This window comes from Serratia sp. FS14 (assembly GCF_000695995.1).
Lineage (GTDB): Bacteria > Pseudomonadota > Gammaproteobacteria > Enterobacterales > Enterobacteriaceae > Serratia > Serratia nematodiphila.
On the sequence record NZ_CP005927.1, the window covers coordinates 1,886,916 to 1,905,573 of the forward strand.

The window sequence follows — 18,658 nt, forward strand, 5'->3', positions numbered from 1 at the left end:
CATCGGTTGGTGCTAGCACGTAGATATGGGGGAGGCTGCTGGGGAGTGCCTTTGTCAAAATTAAACTGCTTAAGGAAATGGCTCAGTATTGAGGAGTCAGCAAAATATCTTGAAAGGAAGATAGAAGAGCAGGTGGCTGTTACTGACGTTCTGCGATTTGCGCTTGATGGGCATTTAACTTTATCTGTGAACTTGCAGTCGCCAAAAATAGCAAAAAAGGTTGAGATAAAAAAACTAAAAATGGGAGACACGGCCACCCATAGAGAAGTGTACGTTCGTGATAATTGGGGGGTATACATTGGAGAATCATTTTCCCCAAATAGATTGATAGATTTCGCTTCGCCTGTAGGAAATGATCTTACCAGTTTGAGCGGCGTCCAAGATACCCCACTGCTGGGCATTGAGCGTCTATTCGCAGAAGAACAATACTGCGCTTGCCTGGGCTTACCAAAACCGTCCAGGAAGCAGGATATAATTCGCGGCGTAATGATTGACGCCGGCCCAGCCGGATTGTTCCAATTGCAACGTTTTATTGATGTGGATTATGAGCTAGAGAATCTTTACAAATCAGCGGCAGTTACCGGCGATGTTAATCATCCCGCGTTTCAAAACATAATCTCTATGTTCAAGAGCATTCAATCTATCAGTATGTGGGATCCTGATGCCCACCAAAGATACATACCCGTCCCCACCTTCCCTAGTGATGTGTATTTTGTTGCGAGAACGGCGAACCTAGATAAGCTTGTGGACATGCTTAATTCCACCCCAGTAACGAACAAGCCCAAGCAGTCAAAGAAAACTGAGAATGCCCAGGCCAAGTTTATCAAGAGCCTTCTGACTCTTATGTATGATGAAGATGTAGCCAGTAACCCAAGAAAACATATTGACGGTAAGCTTGCCCAGATTAGAACCGAGCTGGAGGCTAAGGGGCTTCACTGCCCGAGCGGGGTTACTGTTGAAAACTGGCTTTCCGATGTGGACTAGGTGAGCAACAGTAAGGCTGTCTGCCGGTTTTTTGCTACCATGCCCATCATTCTGAGAATTGAAATATTGCATTGCTAATTTGCAATATTACCCAAATCAAATCATCAAAACTGCAACATCCTGCCTGTAGACCTTACACACCCACAGGAGAACAACAGGATGTCACAAACATTTATTCGAATCGCGGACGTGCAACGTCGCACTGGTTATAGCAAAGCTTGGATTTATCGCCTTATGTCCCAGGGGCGTTTCCCTGCATCAGTAAAAATAGGTGCTCGTGCAATTGCTTTCGTTGAAAGCGAAGTCGACACTTGGATTAGTCAGCGTATAGCCGAGTCTCGCGGGGAGGTTGCATAATGCAAAACAAAACCCGCACTGAGGCGGGCGGTATCGAACAGGTTGGCACCTCTAATGATACTGCTACGTCAGCAAACAAACCATCCCCTAAAAAGCATCGCGCCCGTGTTTATATGATGCGCACTGGCATTGAAGGTTGGACGGAAAACGACATTCTCCGTTATTGCCGTCTATCGTCGGGGCGTAACTATGCCTCAGAGCTGGAGCGCCGGCTAGATATCCACCTTGAGCGTATTGAAGAAAAGAACCCTGATGGAATCGGAGGGCATTTCCGCTACCGCTTCACTTGCCGCGCTGACGTTTTACGCGTGATTCAACTGGTCAATAGCTCGGCCCAGGCTGGTAGTTACTGTGGCCTATCTCCGTCGGAAGTTAATGAAATCCTAACCCTATATCCAGACGCCTTCAAAGCAGTTTAACGGAGCCAGAAATATGAAGCAGAAACGTATGCCCGAACAGGGGCAGGGATTCGCTCAGCCTGAAAACAGCCAGAGTAGTATTGATCACACAGGTTTCGCGGCAATTGTGCCAATTATTCCGGGCCAAATTGGTGAGCGTGAAACTGGTGTTGCGAGTGCGCGATCATTCCATAAAGCACTTGGCGTTGGGCGCGTATTTACGAGTTGGTTTAATGCTCGAGTAGCTCAGTATGGTTTTATCGAAGGTGTGGATTATGTACGTGTAGAAAATTTGAGCGCACCCAAACGGGTGTCCTCAAAATCTCGCCAGCAGGTCGAATATGATTATCAGATCACTGCCGACATGGGCAAAGAATTAGGCATGGCGGAACGTACCCCGCAAGGTCGTGCTATTCGCCGTTACTTCATTGCCTGTGAGGCGGAATTACAACGCATCGCACCAAAGGTTTCTGCAAAATTTCGCCGGGAACTTAAAGCACGCATTACCGCGGCCAGTCACTTTAAGCCGATGTGCGAGGCTCTGGCTCTTGCACGCACTGAGCAGGGTAAAAAGACACTGGCACACCACTACACCACCGAGAGCAACATGATAGCCAGGATTGTGCTGTGCGGACTAACAGCCAAGCAGTGGGCGCAGGCTAGCGGCACTGATGGTGATCCACGCGATAGCATGAGCGCCGAGCAACTGGAGCACTTTTCTTACCTGGAGCAAACCAACATCACGCTGATTGAGTTGGGGCAGGACTACCACCAGCGCAAGAATGAATTGACGCGCCTATCACAACGCTGGCTCGCTAAACGATTGGGGGTGAGCCATGTATAACTTCGCTGCCGGCCAGAAAGAAGCCTTTCCGTTGGCAGGCTGGTGGCTATCTGACGTTGGCAACAGAGCCAATGATAGTGGCCCTGTTTATGGAGAGGAAAATCAGAAACTTTCAAACTGGAAAGATAGTGGTGTAGAGCAATTACGCAACGCCGGCGTTGTGTGGAAAAACATGGCGGCTATCAGTCACTCTGTTTCATCCTCGGATGAGTTTTTGGCTTTCTTGCGCTGTTCTGCTTTTAGCTTGCGCCCGCAAGCATCTAGCACCCATGCGGAGAAGTTAGCACCGGGGTTATCTGGTTTCTCGCGTTCTACGCTTGCGTCTATTTCGTCGAGCAGCTCGTGCGGAAATCGTATGCCTTTGTACGAGGATCTATTGTTTTTATGTCCTGTAGCCATAGTGTCAACCTATGTAATGTCCATTTCTTGTGACAATACAGGAAGGATAAAAACAAGTGAAGTGTTTAAACATAAATTGATTGACGTGTTTAAACATCATGAGATAAGGTATTTAAACACCTTATCCACAGATAAGGCACAACAAACGCACAAAATAGCGACGCCCCAGAGTGCTGTAACACTACCGAGGCGCCTTACCACCAACGATAGAAGAAGTATCGAGGTAGCTATGTCAAATCATACCACACCCATTGCTGGGCGGAATACGCACATCCAGCAACATGCTCAAAGCCACCAGCGCTTTGTTTTTATCTTCGCAGCTATTCGCAGGAATTCGACAGAAATAGCTCCGGAAATGCGCCATGTCTCTGCATTTTCTGAAAGGGAAGCCCGGAAGGCGCTCGCATCTGATTTTATTCTTTTGTTCGCTGGCCGCCTGCCTATTCATGCGCTGAACCAATCAGCAAGCAACCCTGCAATGAGTACCCGCATAGAGGCTGAACGAGATGATCAATAACGAAACTTTCGAAGCGCTAGAAAAATGCGAACGACTTTGTGCGCTGCTGGTGGCTATGAAGATTGCTGTGCCAAGCATGGAGGATACTGAAGTACAAGAGCTGATTGCGCTGTGTAGCGATCTGGCCGAGCCAGTTTGCTGCCATTTGGCCGAGCTGGAAGGAAAATCCTATGACGGAGGTAAACCATGAGCCATGCACAGGGCCTGAAAAAAGCAACCAAGAAGGCGGATCAGCTTTGCTCACTTCTGCATCTCATCGTTCACTCTGGCGGTGACCTCGGTTCGGTTGAATTAAACACACTTCTCACGTTAGCGCTGGATTTGTCGGGAGAACCTGCGTGTTGGTTATTGGAAGAACAGCAACTGCGGGAGGGGACGCATGGATAAGCCAATGTTACACGGAATGGCTCAGCGCACCGAGCGGCAAAAACTTAACGACGCCAGAGATGCCATGCGTAAGGTGCAAATCCTGCTGTCTGCCGCCCAACATCTAACATCAACGGAAGAAGAAACAGAAATGCGAGCAGAGCTTCTAGGCCTTGTTGAGGATGTGGTTGCCAGAACAATGGAGGCCATCGCGTGAACAATATTTTCACTCTTAACCAGCCGGAGAACTCCGGCAAGCAGTACATAGAAGCAGCACCAGAGGGAGTGAAATTCTGGTTGATGAACCGTGCTGGAAAATATGAAAGCAAAGAGTTGGTGGGCTATGCCGAACTCATAACGCGATTGGAAGTAGGGGAACTAGACGATAACCCGTTAGGCTCATGGATTTTTAGAGCAATGGCTGAGGGAATGGATCTCGGCTACCACTCGCCAACTATTGGAGAGCTGCTGATTTGCTGGCGCCAGAATGTTGCCCAGGCGTTTCTTATCGAACAAGCGTCTGCCAATGGGTTTGCCGAGGTAGTTCAACCGGAAGGTGGGACAAAACGGGCTGTTATCTATCGCGGCAAGAACGGCAGTATGACGGTTTATCCAGATGCCTTGCGCTTTGCTATGGCAAATAACATTGAGGGCGCACTGATAGAGCAGTACGGCCAAGAGAAAGGTACCGATAACGCCGTACTCATGTATACCGCCATGCTGGGCATTAGCGGTGAGCTTTCACCGCTAGGACGTGAGCTGCTAACCGATTTGCACGATGGTTTTATCCTGCAGTTGAATGATGAAGGTTTACCACCAGCACCAACAGCGCACTAAGGGGAGAGTATGCGTAATATCGATTTAATCCGTGAGGTGAAGCGCTGTGCTGCTGGCTCCTGGTCAACCTTGCTCCCCTCGTGTGGTGTAACTACGCCTCAACGCGGTAAGCATGGGCCATGCCCTATTTGCGGTGGCACCGACAGATTCCACTTTATCGACGACCACGACGGTGGTGAGTGGCACTGCCGCCAATGCGACACACCGAATCATGGCGACGGCCTAGACTTGTTGGCGCGGGCCAGCGGCGTGACAGTCACGGCGGCAGCGGAACAGGTTGCCGGCATGCTGGGGCTTGATATGCAAGCCCGAGGCAGCTCAGAGACGCTACCCCGCCCACCAGCACGGGCGAGCGTTAGCACCGATAAGGCGCAGTCCAGTAATGACGAGAAAAAACCGATATCAGACCGCGTTAAAGCGCTGCTGGAGAAATCCCAACCTGGCGAGTCTCGATACCTGACTGATAAGGGTATTATCCGGGCCAACCTGCCTATTTTGCCTGATGGCTCTCTTGTGCTGCCGCTGCGCTTGCTGGATGGCACTGTGACCGGGGCGCAGCTCATACGCCCATCGGGTGATAAGAAGCTGGTATCCGGCTCGCATAAGAAAGGGGCCTTTATCGCGATAGGGGAAATTCCCAAACAAGCCGAGATGGTGGTGATCTGTGAAGGTTATGCCACAGCGCAAAGTGTCTCACTATTGGCTCCGGAAGCTCTGGTAGTGGCGGCACTGGATGCAGGTAATCTGCTCTCTGTTGCCATGGCATTTCGTGAATGCTGGCCTGACGCAGAAATAACCCTTGCCGCAGATAACGATTGGCACGCCCCGGGCGAGCTGGATAAGCAAGGTAAACCAAAGCGCAATACGGGCAAGTTGGCCGCAGAAAAAGCTGCCATAGCTGTTTCTGGCTGGGTGACTCTGCCGCCAACTGAACACCATGCCGATTGGGATGATTACCGCCAGCAGGTGGGGACTGACCAAGCGCAGCGCGATTTTACTGAACGGTTATATCAACCACTGAGTGCGCACTCCCACAGCACGGACACCAACAAGAAAGAACGCTTAGACGGCGATCCGCTCAAGCCGCACGTTGAGAGCCGGAAAGATGGCATTTTCTGGGTAACGCCGAAGGTGGATAAAGACAGTGGAGAAATTATCAATAACGAGAGTTGGCTTTGCTCCCCGTTGGAAGTGATTGGCACGGGGAAGGACGACAAAGATCAGTATCTGATAATGCGCTGGCTTCCGGCAGGTGAGAAGGCACTGACAACCGCCGCTATCCCCCTGGCTGATATTGGTGAGCGCGAAGGCTGGCGCACTCTTAAGGCTGGTGGTGTGAACGTGACAACAAAAAGTTCGCTCAGGGCGACGCTGGCCGACTGGTTACAGCGTGGAGGTTCTCGTGATATCTGGCGAGTGGCACAAGCTACCGGCTGGCAATGTGGCGCCTACATCATGCCGGACGGCGACATTATCGGCACGCCGGATAAGCCTGTGCTGTTCAATGGCCGCAGTTCGGCCGCTGCGGGCTATACGGTCAAAGGCGATGCGCAGAGCTGGCGTAACAGCGTAGCGCGCCTTGCTGATGGCAACTACTCCATGATGACCGGCATCGCCGTGGCACTGGCCGCGCCGCTGATTGGACTGGCGGGCGCTGATGGGTTCGGCCTCCACTTTTACGAGCAGTCAAGCGCCGGCAAGACCACCACCGCCAACGTGGCGAGCAGTCTGTACGGCAATCCAGACTTGCTCCGCCTGACGTGGTACGGCACCGCGCTGGGGTTAGCAAACGAGGCCGCAGCCCACAATGACGCGCTGATGCCGCTGGATGAGGTAGGGCAAGGCGCTGATCCGCTTAGCGTGGCTCAGTCTGCCTATGCTTTGTTTAACGGTGTAGGGAAGCTGCAAGGTGCGAAGGAAGGCGGTAACCGTGACTTGAAACGCTGGCGCACGATGGCGATCAGTACCGGTGAGGTAGACATGGAAACGTTCATTGCCGGCGCCGGCAAGAAAATCAAGGCGGGCCAGTTGGTGCGCTTGCTGAATATCCCGCTCAGCAAGGCGGTTGCTTTCCATGAGTTCCAGAATGGCAAGCAGCACGCCGACGCCCTCAAAGATGCGTATCAGAGCCACCACGGCGCTGCTGGGCGCGAATGGATCAGGTATCTGGCAGACCACCAGCAACAGGCCATTGAATCCGTAAGGGACGCAGAGAGCCGCTGGCGTTCTCTTATACCGGCAGACTATGGCGAGCAGGTACACCGCGTGGCTGCTCGTTTTGCCGTACTGGAAGCAGCGTTACTGCTGGGGCGCGTTATTACCGGCTGGGGTGAACAAACCTGCCGTGATGCCGTCCAGCACAGCTATAACGCCTGGATCTCCGTCTTTGGTACCGGCAACAAAGAGGTTGAACAGATTATCGAGCAGGCCGAGGCATTTCTCAGCGCCTACGGCATGAGCCGCTTTGCACCGCTGCCCTACAACCCTGACGCGCTGCCTATCTCCAATCTGGCCGGTTACCGGGAGAGTAAAAGCTTCGGTGATCCAGTCGCGTTCTATGTGCTGCCGGCGACCTTCAAGGGCGAGATGGCGAAAGGGTTCGACCCGTCACAATTTGCCCGAACGCTGCACGAATCAGGCAGGTTAAAGAAACCAGCCAAGAGAAAGGGCTATCAGACACTGACGCCACGCCTTAACCACCTGGGCGACATTCGGCAGCGGGCCTACCTGGTGATCCAGATAGCGGCAGAGGAAGACTAACACTCACACGTGAGTGATTTATGGGTGGTTCCAGTGGTTCCAGTGGTTCCAAAGGCATCGGTATTTATTTAACTGCATGTTTTATAAGTCATCTGTGTTTTTTGTCTGGAACCACTCTGGAACCACTTTAGGGGATTTTGGAACCACTGTATAAATAAACAACCCATCGCGGCGGGATAACCGGCAGACGCTGCCAATCCGATAAAATGCGACAAATTGCGACATTTTCGCGAGTAAAAGTGGTTCCAGGGTGGGTTATGGTGGTTCCAAAACGGGGGTGAGTGGTTCCAGATTTAGAGGCATGTTTTCATTAAAATCATATACATAACCTAATTCGGAACCACTGGAACCACTGGAACCACATACTTTTGCTTATCTATACACATTTTCGAGAAAATCACTCTCATGTTGTATAGACAACTTAGGAGTCATTTTATGACAGCACAAATCGCAGCATATGGCCGGCTAGTGGCCGATGTGCAGAGCAAACCCACCAGCAACGGCAACACAATGGCCTTTGCACGGATGGCGGTGTCACTGCCATGCCACAGCGCAGAGAGCGGCGAGGCTCCTTTCTGGCTGGGCGTAGTAGCCTTTGGCAAGCAGGCTGATGCTCTGGCGCGTCACGGAAAGGGCGATATGGTGAGCGTGTCCGGCAATATGCAGGTTAACCAGTGGACAGCGCAGGACGGCAGCACCGCCAGTGGCTACCAGGTAGTGGCCGATTCTGTGGTTAGCGCCAGAACGGCGCGACCAGGCGGCGGGGCAGCCAGTCAGAAAAACGCCTCAAATCAGGGTGGAAAACAGGAAGAACATCAAGCCGGACAGCGCCCAGCACCTTACCAGCAGCCGGAAGATTTCGACCAAACTCCGCCATATGACGCACCATTTTGACAGAGGGCAGACCAGTGAAAACAGCATATAGGGAGAGGTGTTAATAACATGAAAATTCGACTTTGGATGGCAAGCATTTTTGTAATTTCTGCCTGCGCAGCAAAAGAATCAAATACGATACCAGAGTATGAAAAAACCAGAGGCTGGCAAGTGGTACAGGCAATTTTGAAAGAAGATTTCAAAACCCGCCAGACAGGAGGTGAATCGCTTATTATTTGGTCATCACAAAGCCTTTCACAACCTTACAATGCCAAGGCTCCATTATTGCTGTTGCAAGAGAAGGACATTGGGCAAACCTACCCCACAAAGATCGCGGCCCTTGTTTTTATGAGTTACTACACAATTAACAATATCCCTCATCCACCTGCTGATAGCTGTATTTCTTCATCTGATTGCCTCAAGTCCGTGGCCGTAAGTGAGGATACGATTGGTGTACTTTCGGAAACAAACCGACTACTTGAACAATACCATCAAGCCAAAAAAGCTATGCGCTTTACAGGCATTTCAGATGCTGAACTTCTTAACGAAAGGGATCGCATTGTTGGCGTGCTAAAAGCGCAACTGACCAAAGCAAATCAGGAAAAAGCGCAGAGACAAGAAGATGCGAATAAGAAGCGAGAAAGCAACCCGGTAGTAATACATCAGCGCAAAATGGCAGAAATAAACAAACGTTATGGAGTGCAGGCATTGGCCCTTATACATCAGCAGCAAATCACTTACGCCGCTGGAAACCGTTTGATAATGAATGGCCGCCCATTGAGCATGAACGAGGCAGAGTTTGGCAATGTGCTTTATAGAACGTTTGAGCTATGTGAAGGCTATGAAGCCTATATCGATATTCAGGGAATAGACGATGCTTGCCGAAACGGCATTATAAAGGATTTGAAAGCGTGGATAACTCTTTCTAAAGATAAAACCATTACTAATCGGGCGTGGGCAATCGGCCACAGTGAAGCCTCAACATCAGGCCTTGCCGGGTTCGGCGCAGTATTATTTCATCATTGGGTCGGTATATCGAGAGTGGCCAGTTCCAAAGGGTACTAGCCCGATTTACTGACATGGCTAACAAAGCACACCGCTTCACTACCGGGGAAACCCGGTTTTTTTTCGATTGATGAAGTTGTATTGCAATAATTGCAACAAGCATTGATCTTGTGCCAATTTATGCAATAATTGAGGCTGTATAAATAAACAGTGGGATATGGTAATGGCAAAGGTAAATGTTAAAGCTGTACTGCTCCGCAATGACCAGGTGGAAGCCATCCGCAAACTGCAAGATGAAGTCAGCGAGAAATCCGGAATAGGTGTGGCGCCAAGCATCCACGCTATCGTGCGTGGGCTGGTGGATTCTGCCTTGAGTGCCAAAGCACCAGCATTTGGCTTTGATGTTGATAACGAACTGGTGGCGGGTTTTGACAAGGGCGCACACGTTAGCGGAGAGGCATCTAATGGCTAAGAATGAGTTTTTACCTTTCGGCACAGCGGCGAACGCTAACGTTTTACCCAACGCTGATTATCAGGCGTTACCAGCTCGCACGGCTGGTTTTAGTCCTGGAGTTGCCAAATCAGAGGAATTGAACACTGTCTGGCGCCAGGCGTCGGTTATGGCTTCTGCGTTAGGACAGTTTATTGCGGAAAAAACCGAGCAGGACGTACTGGATAACGGAGATGTGTCAGGGCTGGTTGACCAGTTGGGAATCGCTCTCTCTTTGTTTGGGGCGGTGCCCGGTGTGCTTGACAAAAATGGGTATATTTCCATACCTGTCAACATTTCTGGGGTGGTGAAGAATCTAATTATTCAATGGGCCTCCGGGGCGAGTAATGAGAGTGGAGTTCTAACCTTAAATCTTCCTACCCCGTTCACTACAGAAATACTAGGTGGGATAGTGAACGAAAGCAATCCTATTGGTTGGAGTAATGACAGCGTGACGGTATGGGGGTTTGATTTGCCTGCATCATCAAAGACAACTGCTGTAGCTAGGGTCAGAACAATCCCTGGTACAGGAATACCAAGGCCAGAGGCTGGTATTGGTGGGCGCATTTTTGTTTGGGGTTACTGATAGCTACGTGACTAGGGCGTATTTCTCTACTCAGTGTTTATCGGCCTGTCACGGCATCATCATTTCGACAAATCCATGCGATGAGGTGTTTTTATGTTGATGAGTAAAGCCGAATACGCCAGGCATCGAGGTGTAAGCCGTCAGACCGTCTACGGCTGGATAGCCAAGGGCGAGCTGGTCATGTCCGGCAAGAAAATCGATGTAGCGGCCACAGAGCGCCGGCAAAGCCCGCTCCCGAGCAGTGGTAACCCTTGGACGAATCGCACCATGCCGTTCACATGGCGGCAGGCGGCGGAATGGGTGTGGGCCCATGATGGCGAGAACCCACCAGCGGCAAATCCTGCAGAAGCCCGCGAACGTCTTGAAGCCGCAGTCGATGAGCTTGGATTCGACATTGAGTTTTTAGCCGGTGATTTCACTGGCGTGCGGATTTACGACAGCGGCGCCACCGATGAAGAAGATCACTATTTTGGGAGCGATGGTTACGAGAACGGTGCTCAAGCGTTTCTCAGGGCTTATCTGGCTTACACCGCAATGGAAAGCCCAGAGGAGGTAACAGACTGGAGCCCTGAGGGATTGGCGGCACTCTGTAAGCCGTTGTTGACCCAGTAGCGCTCTCAGAGCTGCGCCCATGCTTGACGCTTTGGCAGGAAATTCCCCGGAAAAGTGTCAACGTTGCGAGAAAACGAAACGGAAACCTGACACTTTTAGCCGCGAAAACGCAAGAAAGCCGGGGGTAATGCGATTTTTTTACGTAAAGGTGTCAACCCTCATCGCTAAGAATGGCTAAGGGGAGACCGGCAGCTATAGCGAAAAATATAGACAATTATGTCCAGTTTACGGCTTGGGCATGGTAACAAATGGTAACGTTGCGAGCGTTTCAAGACAGGGCAACAAATTTACAGCCTGCCAATGGTGCGCCACCATTCGCGGTCAGATAGTAACAAATAGTAACGCTAATACCCTCCAAGCCCGAATGATAAGTTTTGATAAGGTTGCCACCTTTCTGGCCGCTGGTGATGCGAATAGTAAGAAATAGTAAGGTTCACATTGAAAGAAAGGAACGAATAAGAACGCTTAGCCACCGTCACCAGCCGAGCCAAATCTTAGGAAATCTTAGGTTAAAAGCCGCCTCAAACGGTAATGCGCAGCTGTAAAACCTAACAAATCCTAACGTCCAGGCAGCGAGAGCCAGCCCCCCAAGGAGGTAACGCCATGTTAGATCACCACGCCATAGAACAGGCGCTAATCAGCTCAGCCCACCAGCAAGGGGTAGAGCTGAGCGGTAAAGACCTGTTGGATCTGCGCACCAGCGTTGTGGCCACCCTGGCAGCCAAAGAGCGACACCGGCAGCGCATGACCGCGCCAACCTACCAATGGAAAAAGCCAACGCCTCGGCGATAAATAATATCCCCGCTCAACATTATGAGCCCAAACTTACGCACCCGCAGCACCAGCAATAGCTACTTATCGCCATCCTTATGATGGGAAAATTCTTGACTGCTTATGACGGATTGAGAAGGCGTTGACTACATAAAGTCGCGCCCCGCTTGCGTTCTGGCAGGTTTTCCCAGTGGGTGCGTAAAGAACTATGGCAGGGGAACCCATTCATTGGTTAAGTGGCAGTATGCTGGCGTAAATATTGGACTGTATTGGACGGCTCGTGAGGCGCGATAGCTATCAGGTGATGCTTAATTTATTGATATTATTATGTAAATATCAGGTTTTAGGCTTTTAAGACGATCAGCTCTGTCCATAGTCATTGCTCGTCGGCTCCTTTTGCGAGTCAGCAACGCTGACTCTCACTGTACAGAATTGCTAAGGTTGTCGAAGATTTTGGAATGCTTTGGAAGGATTGATAGGCCAAACTAGTGGAATGCCGCAGAGCCTGTCGCTTGGCGCTCTCACGGGCCGCTGACCGTCCAAAAGTGTAAAGGTAAATACAGGTAACTACCTTTGCAAGTGTAGTTCGCATAAAGCAAGTATGGATGGTTTGCAGAGGTTCCTTGGGTTTTATGGGGCTGCTGTTTTAGAGTGGATTCAGAGTGATGGAAGTAACGTTAACTATGATGGCCGGAGACAACATGGAAAAGCTCAATATTGAATTATATTCTATTCTTTCCAAACAAGAGGTTACGGGTTGGGATTGGCAACCAATTATTGAAGCCATGAAACCTTATTACCGTGATGGCGGGCAAGATGACAGAGCTTTGATCTTGAGAAAAGTCGAGACTTTAAAGCTTCAGCCTGGGGTGGAGTTTCCTGCTGACTATGAACGGCTTTTGGAAGGCTGACAAGCTCAGAGCATAGGGTAAAGAGTGGTTAGAGGTGCTACAGATTACGCTGGTGGAGGAGGTTGGGACTCCCTATCTACCAGCGCAATAGTATGTTATTGGCATTGATAGGTAAAAACATTCACCACATCCTTTAGCGTTGTAACTTAAGAGTGAACAACTACATGTAGTAGTTTGCCCTTGATGTATAGCTAGCTATACAAAAAACATCGTGACCGGTCACGTTGACATAGAACCAACATAGTGTAGATTTAACCTCAACTGAGCCCGGCCCCCTGGCTTGACCCCATCTCTGATGGGAGATTGTTATGGCCGGGCCTTCTTACATCTGGAGGTAGGGAAATTTTCTATGGCTGATCCGGTCAAAGTTCATAAAAAGTATGACGAACTAATTGATCTGCTGCTTTTCCGTGGTATGGATATTCCAGATCGAAACCATGCTATGAAGAAAATCTCTCAAGTTGGTTACTACCGTTTGTCCGGCTTTTGGTACCCTTGCCGTATTCCTCACATCACACCTGAGCAAGTAAGAACCAGACTGGATCAAGTGCGCCCTGGAACAAGTTTTCGTGCCGTATATGACCTTTATCTATTCGATAAAAAATTACGCCTCCTGATGATGGATGCGTTAGAGAGAATAGAGGTTTATGTTCGTTCAGTTATTGCCCATGAAATTGGTGAGCTCTCTCCTCTTAGCTACCTAGATGATGCCATCATCAATCCTAAACACTTGAAGCCAAGGAGTCTTGGGCGCCGCAGCGCAAGGGATGAGTGGCTAGCGAAGCATTCACAGGAAATAGCAAAGAGCAGAGAGGACTGTATCAAGTGGCACGAGGGCAGATATGAGGGGGTTCCATTCTGGGTTGCTATTGAAGTTTGGGATTTCGGGCTAATGTCAAAGTATTATGCCATGCTTAAAGATGGATATAGAAATAAAGTGCTGTCTCGATTGGGTATCACCGCAGGAAATGGTGCTATTTTCCAAAATTGGCTTAGTGCCATGAATGTGCTTCGAAACCGTTGTGCCCATCATTCGCGTATCTGGAATAAGGTCAACGAGCCTAAACTTATGCCGTTACAAAAACACCCATACTTTGAACGCCTACAATTGAATGATGATGCATATGAACGGTTGTATGGCATGATCGCTATACTTTGGTTATTGCTAAAAGAGATAGGCCCCGGCTCCAATTGGATTAATGATGTTGCTGATTTGATTGATAATAAACCATATCTGCCAGGGTGTAACTTGACGGCTATGGGGTTCCCTAATAATGATGGTTTTCCGAGAGAACTATTCGGCCTTATGGAGTAAGGTAAGCGAAGGGATGCTAGAAAGGCTATCATCAGTCGCCACATATATTTCCTTATCTCTTGCATGTAGAGGGATATGCGCGCAAAAGAATGAATACACCTCTTGTGCAATTGAGCCCCTCATTTTGAGCATCTAGCAGCAAGCAAGTAACTTTTACACGCCATAGTGTAATCACTTTGGTGACAAAAGTGTCACCAAAGCAGTGACACATGACTGCCGTCAGTGTTGTTATATCGTTGTGACGGGCAGCGACGAAAGTTAGGTCATTTCTGTTACTTTCTGTGATAACTATCCATAGGCAAAACCTATTTGATGATATAAACAAATTAACATACTGTGTTTATGTACAGTATTATGTTGCTGTTGAAATTCACAGTACATAGCTTTGGCGTTTTTACTCTAGAATTCTAATCATCATAATCGTGAGTTATGGATGTTAGGATGCAGACTTCTATCGAAGTGCTTAGCCAGACAAGCTTTAAGACAATACTTGGAAGGCCGGGAGAAGGTCAGATGGCTTTAACACTGTTATGCCTCATTGATTGGCCCGATGGAGTACAAAGGCAATCATATGTCAAAATTTTTGCTAAAAATGAAGGCATTGGCGTTTTTAATGAAGTGCTTGGTTATCTGCTCACAAAATCACACGATCTTCCAGTATCACCAAAGGCAGGAATAATAATACTACCGGAAGGTATTATAAATAGTATTGGTCAGGATGCATCCCCGATTGCTTTTGTTACGTCAAAAGTCTCAGGCAACTCTCCTAGTAGTTATTATAATATAGGTGATATGCTAAATTTTGAGAGTCTAAAGAATATTTTAGATGGCTGGGATAAATTACATAAAACCATTGCCTTTGATGAATGGGTGGCTAATCAGGATAGAAATCTAGGTAACTTGATTATTGATTCAAATAGCCATGTGACTTTAATTGACCATAGTAATATGCCTGTTGATTTAGTCTGGTCTCCAGATGATTTGTCTATTGACCTTCATCCGATTAATAAATTGGAGATAGCTTTGCGTTCGACTCCGACCTTGCCGCAGAAAATGGATATTGTTAATAGTGCAAATGGGCAGTCAGAGGCATTAAATATTGTTATTGATGAACTTATCTATTGGTGTGATAAGCTTTTGAATAAAAAGGCAAAGGATTGTTTGTTGACCTTTTTGGCTCAAAGGGCTCTCATTTCGAAAGAAAGATTAAGCAAAAGACTTGGCGTACTGGTGGGGGTAGCGTGATTAATTTTAGTTCAATAATGAATGAACACTCTCACAAGCCCGTTGTCGCAGGGGAATGGTTTACAATTCAGTGGAACCCTGACATCGCCACAGGCGAGAGGCTTAATATTGGCGTCTGCTTTGTTGATAGTATGGGCACATCATTTGTGCAAACGTTAGAGTATTTTGAAAGGATTACATGTCTGTATTCTCAAGGGATGGTATTTCATCTTCAGCTTGCTTGTCAGGTTGCAAAAGAAATAGCGCTATCTGGTGAAGTTTTTCACGAGAATTACTGCAATAGTATAACGTTCAAAAATAACGGTTATGCTCAGGGTGAGTCCGCTGATGACATAGTGTCTTCATTATTCTCCAATGTAGTCCCGTTATCTGTAAAGATTGTTAAGCGGAAAGAAAAGGTATTCTCACCTATTAGCCGCGATCGTTTATACAATATAATGGATGGTTATCTTAAAAAACACCTTGAGTATCAAGAGTACTTTGAGATGAGGGATCCATCCCCTCTAAAAAGAATAAATTTAGGACATCAATCACAGTCTATCTATCTGCCTTATAAAGCAAGAAAATCATTAGGCACGATTGCCTCAGCTGCATATTCGGATGAAAACTTAGCCAAGTGTCATCTGTATGATGCGCAGAGAGATATCTCTCTGGCTCTGAGCAACTATAGTGAGTATGAGGATGGGGCCATTTTTATTTTGTCTCCAAACAATGATCTAAAAGTGGAAAAGAGAGATCAGGTAGATTTGGAAATTGATAAGTTTTGCTGGTATTTAAAGACTCAATCAATAGAAACTGAGGTCGATAGTGATCCCGAGTCATTATCTGATAGGGCGATTCACTGGTATCGAAGGAAAGCCGCCTAACAAGAGCCTTCATTTGCGTGAGTGCTTTTGTTTTTGTGGTCACAGCCTACGGCCATGCCATATGTTGCCTATAAATCTCTGTGATGTGATTTGTATGGATTATCTTATGGCTTATCTGCCCTCAGCCTCCCTAAGACACGCCAGTCATCTTTCTGATGTTTTTCGTATTCGATATGAGCCGTTACCTTTTCAAGTATTCTTCTGGCGTTATTGGTGTTGTTTACGTACTCATGAGCCATTGACCAGTAAGCGCCGGCAAGCCGGTGTTCAGCTACACGTAGTAGCGGCTCAATTTCAGCTATTCGGCTAATCATGAATGCTGCATGGTTCCAGAGCCAGCATAGTGTGCACAACTCTTCGTCACTGAGTTTTGTTGCCTGCTTGTGGCTTTGATTAGGACTAATTTTCTGGATAGTTTGGCTGTCTCTCGCGATCTTTCCCTGGGCTTGTGGTTTTGACGAGCTTAATAACGACTCTGCATCCTGCCATGCCAGAACCCTCCATCTCTTCCAGCGGTTTGCTCCACCAGCGTGGGTTACATCGGGCCTGGGAAACGGATTTACTGGTTTCATTTGCATTCGCAGCAACGTTCTGGATGACACACTAACTAAAGAGCACACCTGTTTAGTTGTCATCCAAGCTTCCTTATCGCGCATATTTCCTCCTTCATCACCATAGCTCTTAGAAAGGTATACACGCATGTTATGGGTGTTTTTTGACCAATGGTGTGACACTGAGAACGATTTGGGGGAATTTAGAGGCGGTAAGATTGCAATGCATGAATCAGTGGGATAGATCAAAAAGGTGCGAGTAGTTAGCCCTAGCGAAAGATGAATGTGTATAGAAATGTGTGTAGTTTGGTTTTTTAAAAGTCAGTATTTCCCGTTTTTACTGGGTTTGTTATGCTGTGTTCTACTCCCTTCACCGCTCCAATCTCCCTATGCATCACCCCATTGAGTTATAACCGTTTTTAGAAAAGCTGATTCTCAACGATTGCATCACCGTTTGGTGCGGGTTGGCTTGTGAGTCGCTCAAGCCATTGGCCTGGCATTTAACCGCGATAACACAACACGCCGCCCAATCCTGATGCGGGTGTGAGCCGCCGTTGCTGCCCACAGCGCGCCATTACCGTTTAACTCCACTTCTGTTTAGCCCCGGATGGCAGGCGGTTGTCCGTTTCTTCGCAGGAGCGGTCGCATTCTTTCGGCAGCAGGAAGGTGATACTTCCTGCCAGCAACAGCGATGCCGCCAGCGCGCAAACCGCGACGTTCTGTCCGTACAGATAAATCATGACGCCTACCAGATAGGGGCCGCAGAACCCACCGAGGTTGCCCAGCCCGTTGATCACCCCGCGTGCGCTGCCCGCCACTTCCGCCGCCGCAATGCGTCCGGGAATTGACCAGAAGGGGCTGGTCGCCGCTTTAAGGAAGAAGCCGCACACCACCAGCGCGATATAGGCGGCCACCACGTGCTCATGCAGGATCACTGAGGCTATCAGCGCCGCCGCAAAACAGTACAGGGAGATCCTGACCCACAAACGGCGGTTACCGCTGCGATCGCTGAACATCGAAATCACATAAATCCCCGCCAGAGTGGCAACAAACGGCAGGATCGCCAATACCCCAACATTGGCCATGCTGCCACCGGTCAGGTTTTTCAAGATGGTGGGCAGCCACAACGTATACCCATAGTCTCCGGTCTGGTAAAAGAAATTCAGCACGACCAGGCGCATCAATCCCTTGTTGCGAAACACCGCTTTTAACGGCGCCTTCGCTGCCGGCACCCTCCCTTCCCGCGCTTTGCGCTCCCGGGCCAGTTCGGTCAATAAATAGTCGCGTTCCTTCGCCGGTAGCCAACGCGCCTCTTCCGGACGGTCACTGATTACCAGCCACCAAATGGTCAACACCACGACCGACAACAAGCCTTCGATAATGAACAGCCAGCGCCAGTCGAGAGTGGCAATAATCGCGCCGGAAACCGGGGCGGTCAGCATCCCCCCTAGTGGGGCAAACATCATGACAAAGGCATTGGCGCGCCCCAGTTCTTTTTCCGGGAACCAATTGCTTACCATGGTCAGCACGACGGGCAACATTCCCCCTTCGGAGATCCCGAGAATAAAACGCAGCACGAGCAGTTGATATTCATGGGTGACGAATCCGGTGGCGATAGAGACAATCGCCCAGGCCACGAGCGACCAGGCTATAAAACGTTTTCCGCTACCGTAAACCGCAAGTCGTCCGCCAGGGATTTGCAGAAATAAATAACCAATAAAAAAGATACCGCTGGCCACGCCAGCCATCTGGCTGGTAATGCCTAAATCCTGTTCCATGCCGCCCGGCAGAGCAAAGCTGATATTAACGCGATCCATAAATGAAATAATACAGGTGATAAGGATCGGCGCGATAACCCGCAGCCAGCGAGTTCCTGGTATTTTATCGGTCATAATAGCGTCTCGATGATATCCGCCATTCACAGAGGATATTGAGTTGGCGGATAAAAATGATTATTCGTAACTCAAACGA

At 48.9% G+C, this 18,658-nt stretch carries 23 protein-coding genes; 20 read left to right on the forward strand and 3 right to left on the reverse strand.

Annotated elements, in window-relative coordinates:
• Positions 1-45 precede the first annotated feature (45 nt).
• The 4 genes from L085_RS08525 to L085_RS08530 all read left to right on the forward strand — a co-directional run bounded on the left by L085_RS08525 (position 46) and on the right by L085_RS08530 (position 2,583).
• Entirely contained in the window at positions 46-984 is a 939-nt protein-coding gene (locus L085_RS08525; protein WP_226988580.1) for a hypothetical protein, read from the forward strand.
• Between the two features lie 159 nt (positions 985-1,143).
• Positions 1,144-1,341, forward strand: a complete 198-nt coding sequence (locus L085_RS24560; RefSeq protein ID WP_071841614.1) for an AlpA family transcriptional regulator — start codon at positions 1,144-1,146, stop codon at positions 1,339-1,341.
• On the forward strand, positions 1,341-1,760 hold the full coding sequence (locus tag L085_RS24565; protein ID WP_071841615.1) for a hypothetical protein: 420 nt from the start codon (positions 1,341-1,343) through the stop codon (positions 1,758-1,760). The genes L085_RS24560 and L085_RS24565 overlap by 1 nt, the downstream gene beginning before the upstream one ends.
• A 13-nt stretch (positions 1,761-1,773) precedes the next feature.
• Positions 1,774-2,583 (forward strand): antA/AntB antirepressor family protein, encoded by an 810-nt coding sequence (locus L085_RS08530; protein ID WP_044030546.1) that lies wholly within the window; start codon positions 1,774-1,776, stop codon positions 2,581-2,583.
• Between the two features lie 186 nt (positions 2,584-2,769).
• Here L085_RS08530 and L085_RS24570 read toward each other — a convergent pair whose 3' ends face one another.
• The gene (locus L085_RS24570; protein ID WP_071841616.1) at positions 2,770-2,982 is read right to left on the reverse strand and encodes a YlcI/YnfO family protein; all 213 of its coding nucleotides are present in this window, start codon (positions 2,980-2,982) and stop codon (positions 2,770-2,772) included.
• Between the two features lie 229 nt (positions 2,983-3,211).
• On the opposite strand from L085_RS24570, the gene L085_RS25500 reads away from it, so the two are divergent.
• The 16 genes from L085_RS25500 (at position 3,212) to L085_RS08610 (ending at position 16,136) form a co-directional block, all read left to right on the forward strand.
• The gene (locus tag L085_RS25500; RefSeq protein WP_158499084.1) at positions 3,212-3,499 is read left to right on the forward strand and encodes a host cell division inhibitor Icd-like protein; all 288 of its coding nucleotides are present in this window, start codon (positions 3,212-3,214) and stop codon (positions 3,497-3,499) included.
• The gene (locus tag L085_RS08535) at positions 3,489-3,689 is read left to right on the forward strand and encodes a hypothetical protein (protein WP_044030547.1); all 201 of its coding nucleotides are present in this window, start codon (positions 3,489-3,491) and stop codon (positions 3,687-3,689) included. The genes L085_RS25500 and L085_RS08535 overlap by 11 nt, the downstream gene beginning before the upstream one ends.
• Positions 3,686-3,886 carry a hypothetical protein gene (locus L085_RS08540; RefSeq protein WP_044030548.1) on the forward strand — a complete coding sequence of 67 codons (201 nt, stop codon included), beginning with the start codon at positions 3,686-3,688 and terminating at the stop codon, positions 3,884-3,886. The genes L085_RS08535 and L085_RS08540 overlap by 4 nt, the downstream gene beginning before the upstream one ends.
• Positions 3,879-4,082: a hypothetical protein gene (locus tag L085_RS08545; protein WP_044030549.1), complete on the forward strand. Its 204-nt coding sequence runs from the start codon at positions 3,879-3,881 to the stop codon at positions 4,080-4,082. The genes L085_RS08540 and L085_RS08545 overlap by 8 nt, the downstream gene beginning before the upstream one ends.
• Entirely contained in the window at positions 4,079-4,702 is a 624-nt protein-coding gene (locus tag L085_RS08550; protein WP_044030550.1) for a hypothetical protein, read from the forward strand. The genes L085_RS08545 and L085_RS08550 overlap by 4 nt, the downstream gene beginning before the upstream one ends.
• 9 nt (positions 4,703-4,711) lie before the next feature.
• Complete coding sequence (locus tag L085_RS08555; protein WP_044030551.1) at positions 4,712-7,462, forward strand: TOPRIM and DUF927 domain-containing protein; 2,751 nt, start codon at positions 4,712-4,714, stop codon at positions 7,460-7,462.
• Between the two features lie 435 nt (positions 7,463-7,897).
• Positions 7,898-8,356, forward strand: a complete 459-nt coding sequence (locus tag L085_RS08560; protein ID WP_044030552.1) for a single-stranded DNA-binding protein — start codon at positions 7,898-7,900, stop codon at positions 8,354-8,356.
• A 48-nt stretch (positions 8,357-8,404) separates the two neighbouring features.
• Entirely contained in the window at positions 8,405-9,400 is a 996-nt protein-coding gene (locus L085_RS08565) for a hypothetical protein (RefSeq protein ID WP_144240676.1), read from the forward strand.
• 163 nt (positions 9,401-9,563) lie between these two features.
• A complete protein-coding gene (locus L085_RS24155) occupies positions 9,564-9,812 on the forward strand; it encodes a hypothetical protein (protein WP_144240677.1) in 249 nt (82 codons plus the stop codon).
• Positions 9,805-10,416: a hypothetical protein gene (locus L085_RS08580; protein WP_049870650.1), complete on the forward strand. Its 612-nt coding sequence runs from the start codon at positions 9,805-9,807 to the stop codon at positions 10,414-10,416. Before L085_RS24155 ends, L085_RS08580 begins: the two co-directional genes overlap by 8 nt.
• Before the next feature lie 93 nt (positions 10,417-10,509).
• Positions 10,510-11,028, forward strand: coding sequence for a hypothetical protein (locus L085_RS08585; protein WP_044030554.1), 519 nt, complete (start codon positions 10,510-10,512; stop codon positions 11,026-11,028).
• Positions 11,029-11,631: 603 nt separating this feature from the next.
• Positions 11,632-11,820, forward strand: coding sequence for a hypothetical protein (locus L085_RS08590; RefSeq protein ID WP_044030555.1), 189 nt, complete (start codon positions 11,632-11,634; stop codon positions 11,818-11,820).
• A gap of 680 nt (positions 11,821-12,500) precedes the next feature.
• Positions 12,501-12,710: a hypothetical protein gene (locus L085_RS08595; protein ID WP_144240678.1), complete on the forward strand. Its 210-nt coding sequence runs from the start codon at positions 12,501-12,503 to the stop codon at positions 12,708-12,710.
• 349 nt (positions 12,711-13,059) lie between these two features.
• Positions 13,060-14,025, forward strand: coding sequence for an Abi family protein (locus L085_RS08600; RefSeq protein ID WP_044030557.1), 966 nt, complete (start codon positions 13,060-13,062; stop codon positions 14,023-14,025).
• 441 nt (positions 14,026-14,466) lie between these two features.
• Positions 14,467-15,270: a hypothetical protein gene (locus L085_RS25270; RefSeq protein WP_144240679.1), complete on the forward strand. Its 804-nt coding sequence runs from the start codon at positions 14,467-14,469 to the stop codon at positions 15,268-15,270.
• Positions 15,267-16,136 carry a hypothetical protein gene (locus L085_RS08610; RefSeq protein ID WP_044030559.1) on the forward strand — a complete coding sequence of 290 codons (870 nt, stop codon included), beginning with the start codon at positions 15,267-15,269 and terminating at the stop codon, positions 16,134-16,136. The genes L085_RS25270 and L085_RS08610 overlap by 4 nt, the downstream gene beginning before the upstream one ends.
• A 104-nt stretch (positions 16,137-16,240) precedes the next feature.
• On the opposite strand, the gene xis is transcribed toward L085_RS08610, so the two are convergent.
• Together xis and L085_RS08620 are read right to left on the reverse strand one after the other, a co-directional pair.
• Positions 16,241-16,792 carry an excisionase Xis gene (gene xis, locus L085_RS25030; protein WP_049870651.1) on the reverse strand — a complete coding sequence of 184 codons (552 nt, stop codon included), beginning with the start codon at positions 16,790-16,792 and terminating at the stop codon, positions 16,241-16,243.
• Positions 16,793-17,268: 476 nt separating this feature from the next.
• Positions 17,269-18,579 carry an MFS transporter gene (locus L085_RS08620; protein ID WP_044030560.1) on the reverse strand — a complete coding sequence of 437 codons (1,311 nt, stop codon included), beginning with the start codon at positions 18,577-18,579 and terminating at the stop codon, positions 17,269-17,271.
• Positions 18,580-18,658: the final 79 nt, after the last annotated feature.

Coding starts and splice junctions, on each gene's coding strand:
- L085_RS24570 (WP_071841616.1), bottom strand. CDS start 2,982: ATGGCTACAGGACATAAAAACAATAGATCCTCGTACAAAGGCATACGA.
- xis (WP_049870651.1), bottom strand. CDS start 16,792: ATGCGCGATAAGGAAGCTTGGATGACAACTAAACAGGTGTGCTCTTTA.
- L085_RS08585 (WP_044030554.1), top strand. CDS start 10,510: ATGTTGATGAGTAAAGCCGAATACGCCAGGCATCGAGGTGTAAGCCGT.
- L085_RS24155 (WP_144240677.1), top strand. CDS start 9,564: ATGGCAAAGGTAAATGTTAAAGCTGTACTGCTCCGCAATGACCAGGTG.
- L085_RS08600 (WP_044030557.1), top strand. CDS start 13,060: ATGGCTGATCCGGTCAAAGTTCATAAAAAGTATGACGAACTAATTGAT.
- L085_RS25500 (WP_158499084.1), top strand. CDS start 3,212: ATGTCAAATCATACCACACCCATTGCTGGGCGGAATACGCACATCCAG.
- L085_RS08565 (WP_144240676.1), top strand. CDS start 8,405: ATGAAAATTCGACTTTGGATGGCAAGCATTTTTGTAATTTCTGCCTGC.
- L085_RS08530 (WP_044030546.1), top strand. CDS start 1,774: ATGAAGCAGAAACGTATGCCCGAACAGGGGCAGGGATTCGCTCAGCCT.
- L085_RS08535 (WP_044030547.1), top strand. CDS start 3,489: ATGATCAATAACGAAACTTTCGAAGCGCTAGAAAAATGCGAACGACTT.
- L085_RS08580 (WP_049870650.1), top strand. CDS start 9,805: ATGGCTAAGAATGAGTTTTTACCTTTCGGCACAGCGGCGAACGCTAAC.
- L085_RS24560 (WP_071841614.1), top strand. CDS start 1,144: ATGTCACAAACATTTATTCGAATCGCGGACGTGCAACGTCGCACTGGT.
- L085_RS08590 (WP_044030555.1), top strand. CDS start 11,632: ATGTTAGATCACCACGCCATAGAACAGGCGCTAATCAGCTCAGCCCAC.
- L085_RS08540 (WP_044030548.1), top strand. CDS start 3,686: ATGAGCCATGCACAGGGCCTGAAAAAAGCAACCAAGAAGGCGGATCAG.
- L085_RS08560 (WP_044030552.1), top strand. CDS start 7,898: ATGACAGCACAAATCGCAGCATATGGCCGGCTAGTGGCCGATGTGCAG.
- L085_RS24565 (WP_071841615.1), top strand. CDS start 1,341: ATGCAAAACAAAACCCGCACTGAGGCGGGCGGTATCGAACAGGTTGGC.
- L085_RS08555 (WP_044030551.1), top strand. CDS start 4,712: ATGCGTAATATCGATTTAATCCGTGAGGTGAAGCGCTGTGCTGCTGGC.
- L085_RS25270 (WP_144240679.1), top strand. CDS start 14,467: ATGCAGACTTCTATCGAAGTGCTTAGCCAGACAAGCTTTAAGACAATA.
- L085_RS08545 (WP_044030549.1), top strand. CDS start 3,879: ATGGATAAGCCAATGTTACACGGAATGGCTCAGCGCACCGAGCGGCAA.
- L085_RS08595 (WP_144240678.1), top strand. CDS start 12,501: ATGGAAAAGCTCAATATTGAATTATATTCTATTCTTTCCAAACAAGAG.
- L085_RS08620 (WP_044030560.1), bottom strand. CDS start 18,579: ATGACCGATAAAATACCAGGAACTCGCTGGCTGCGGGTTATCGCGCCG.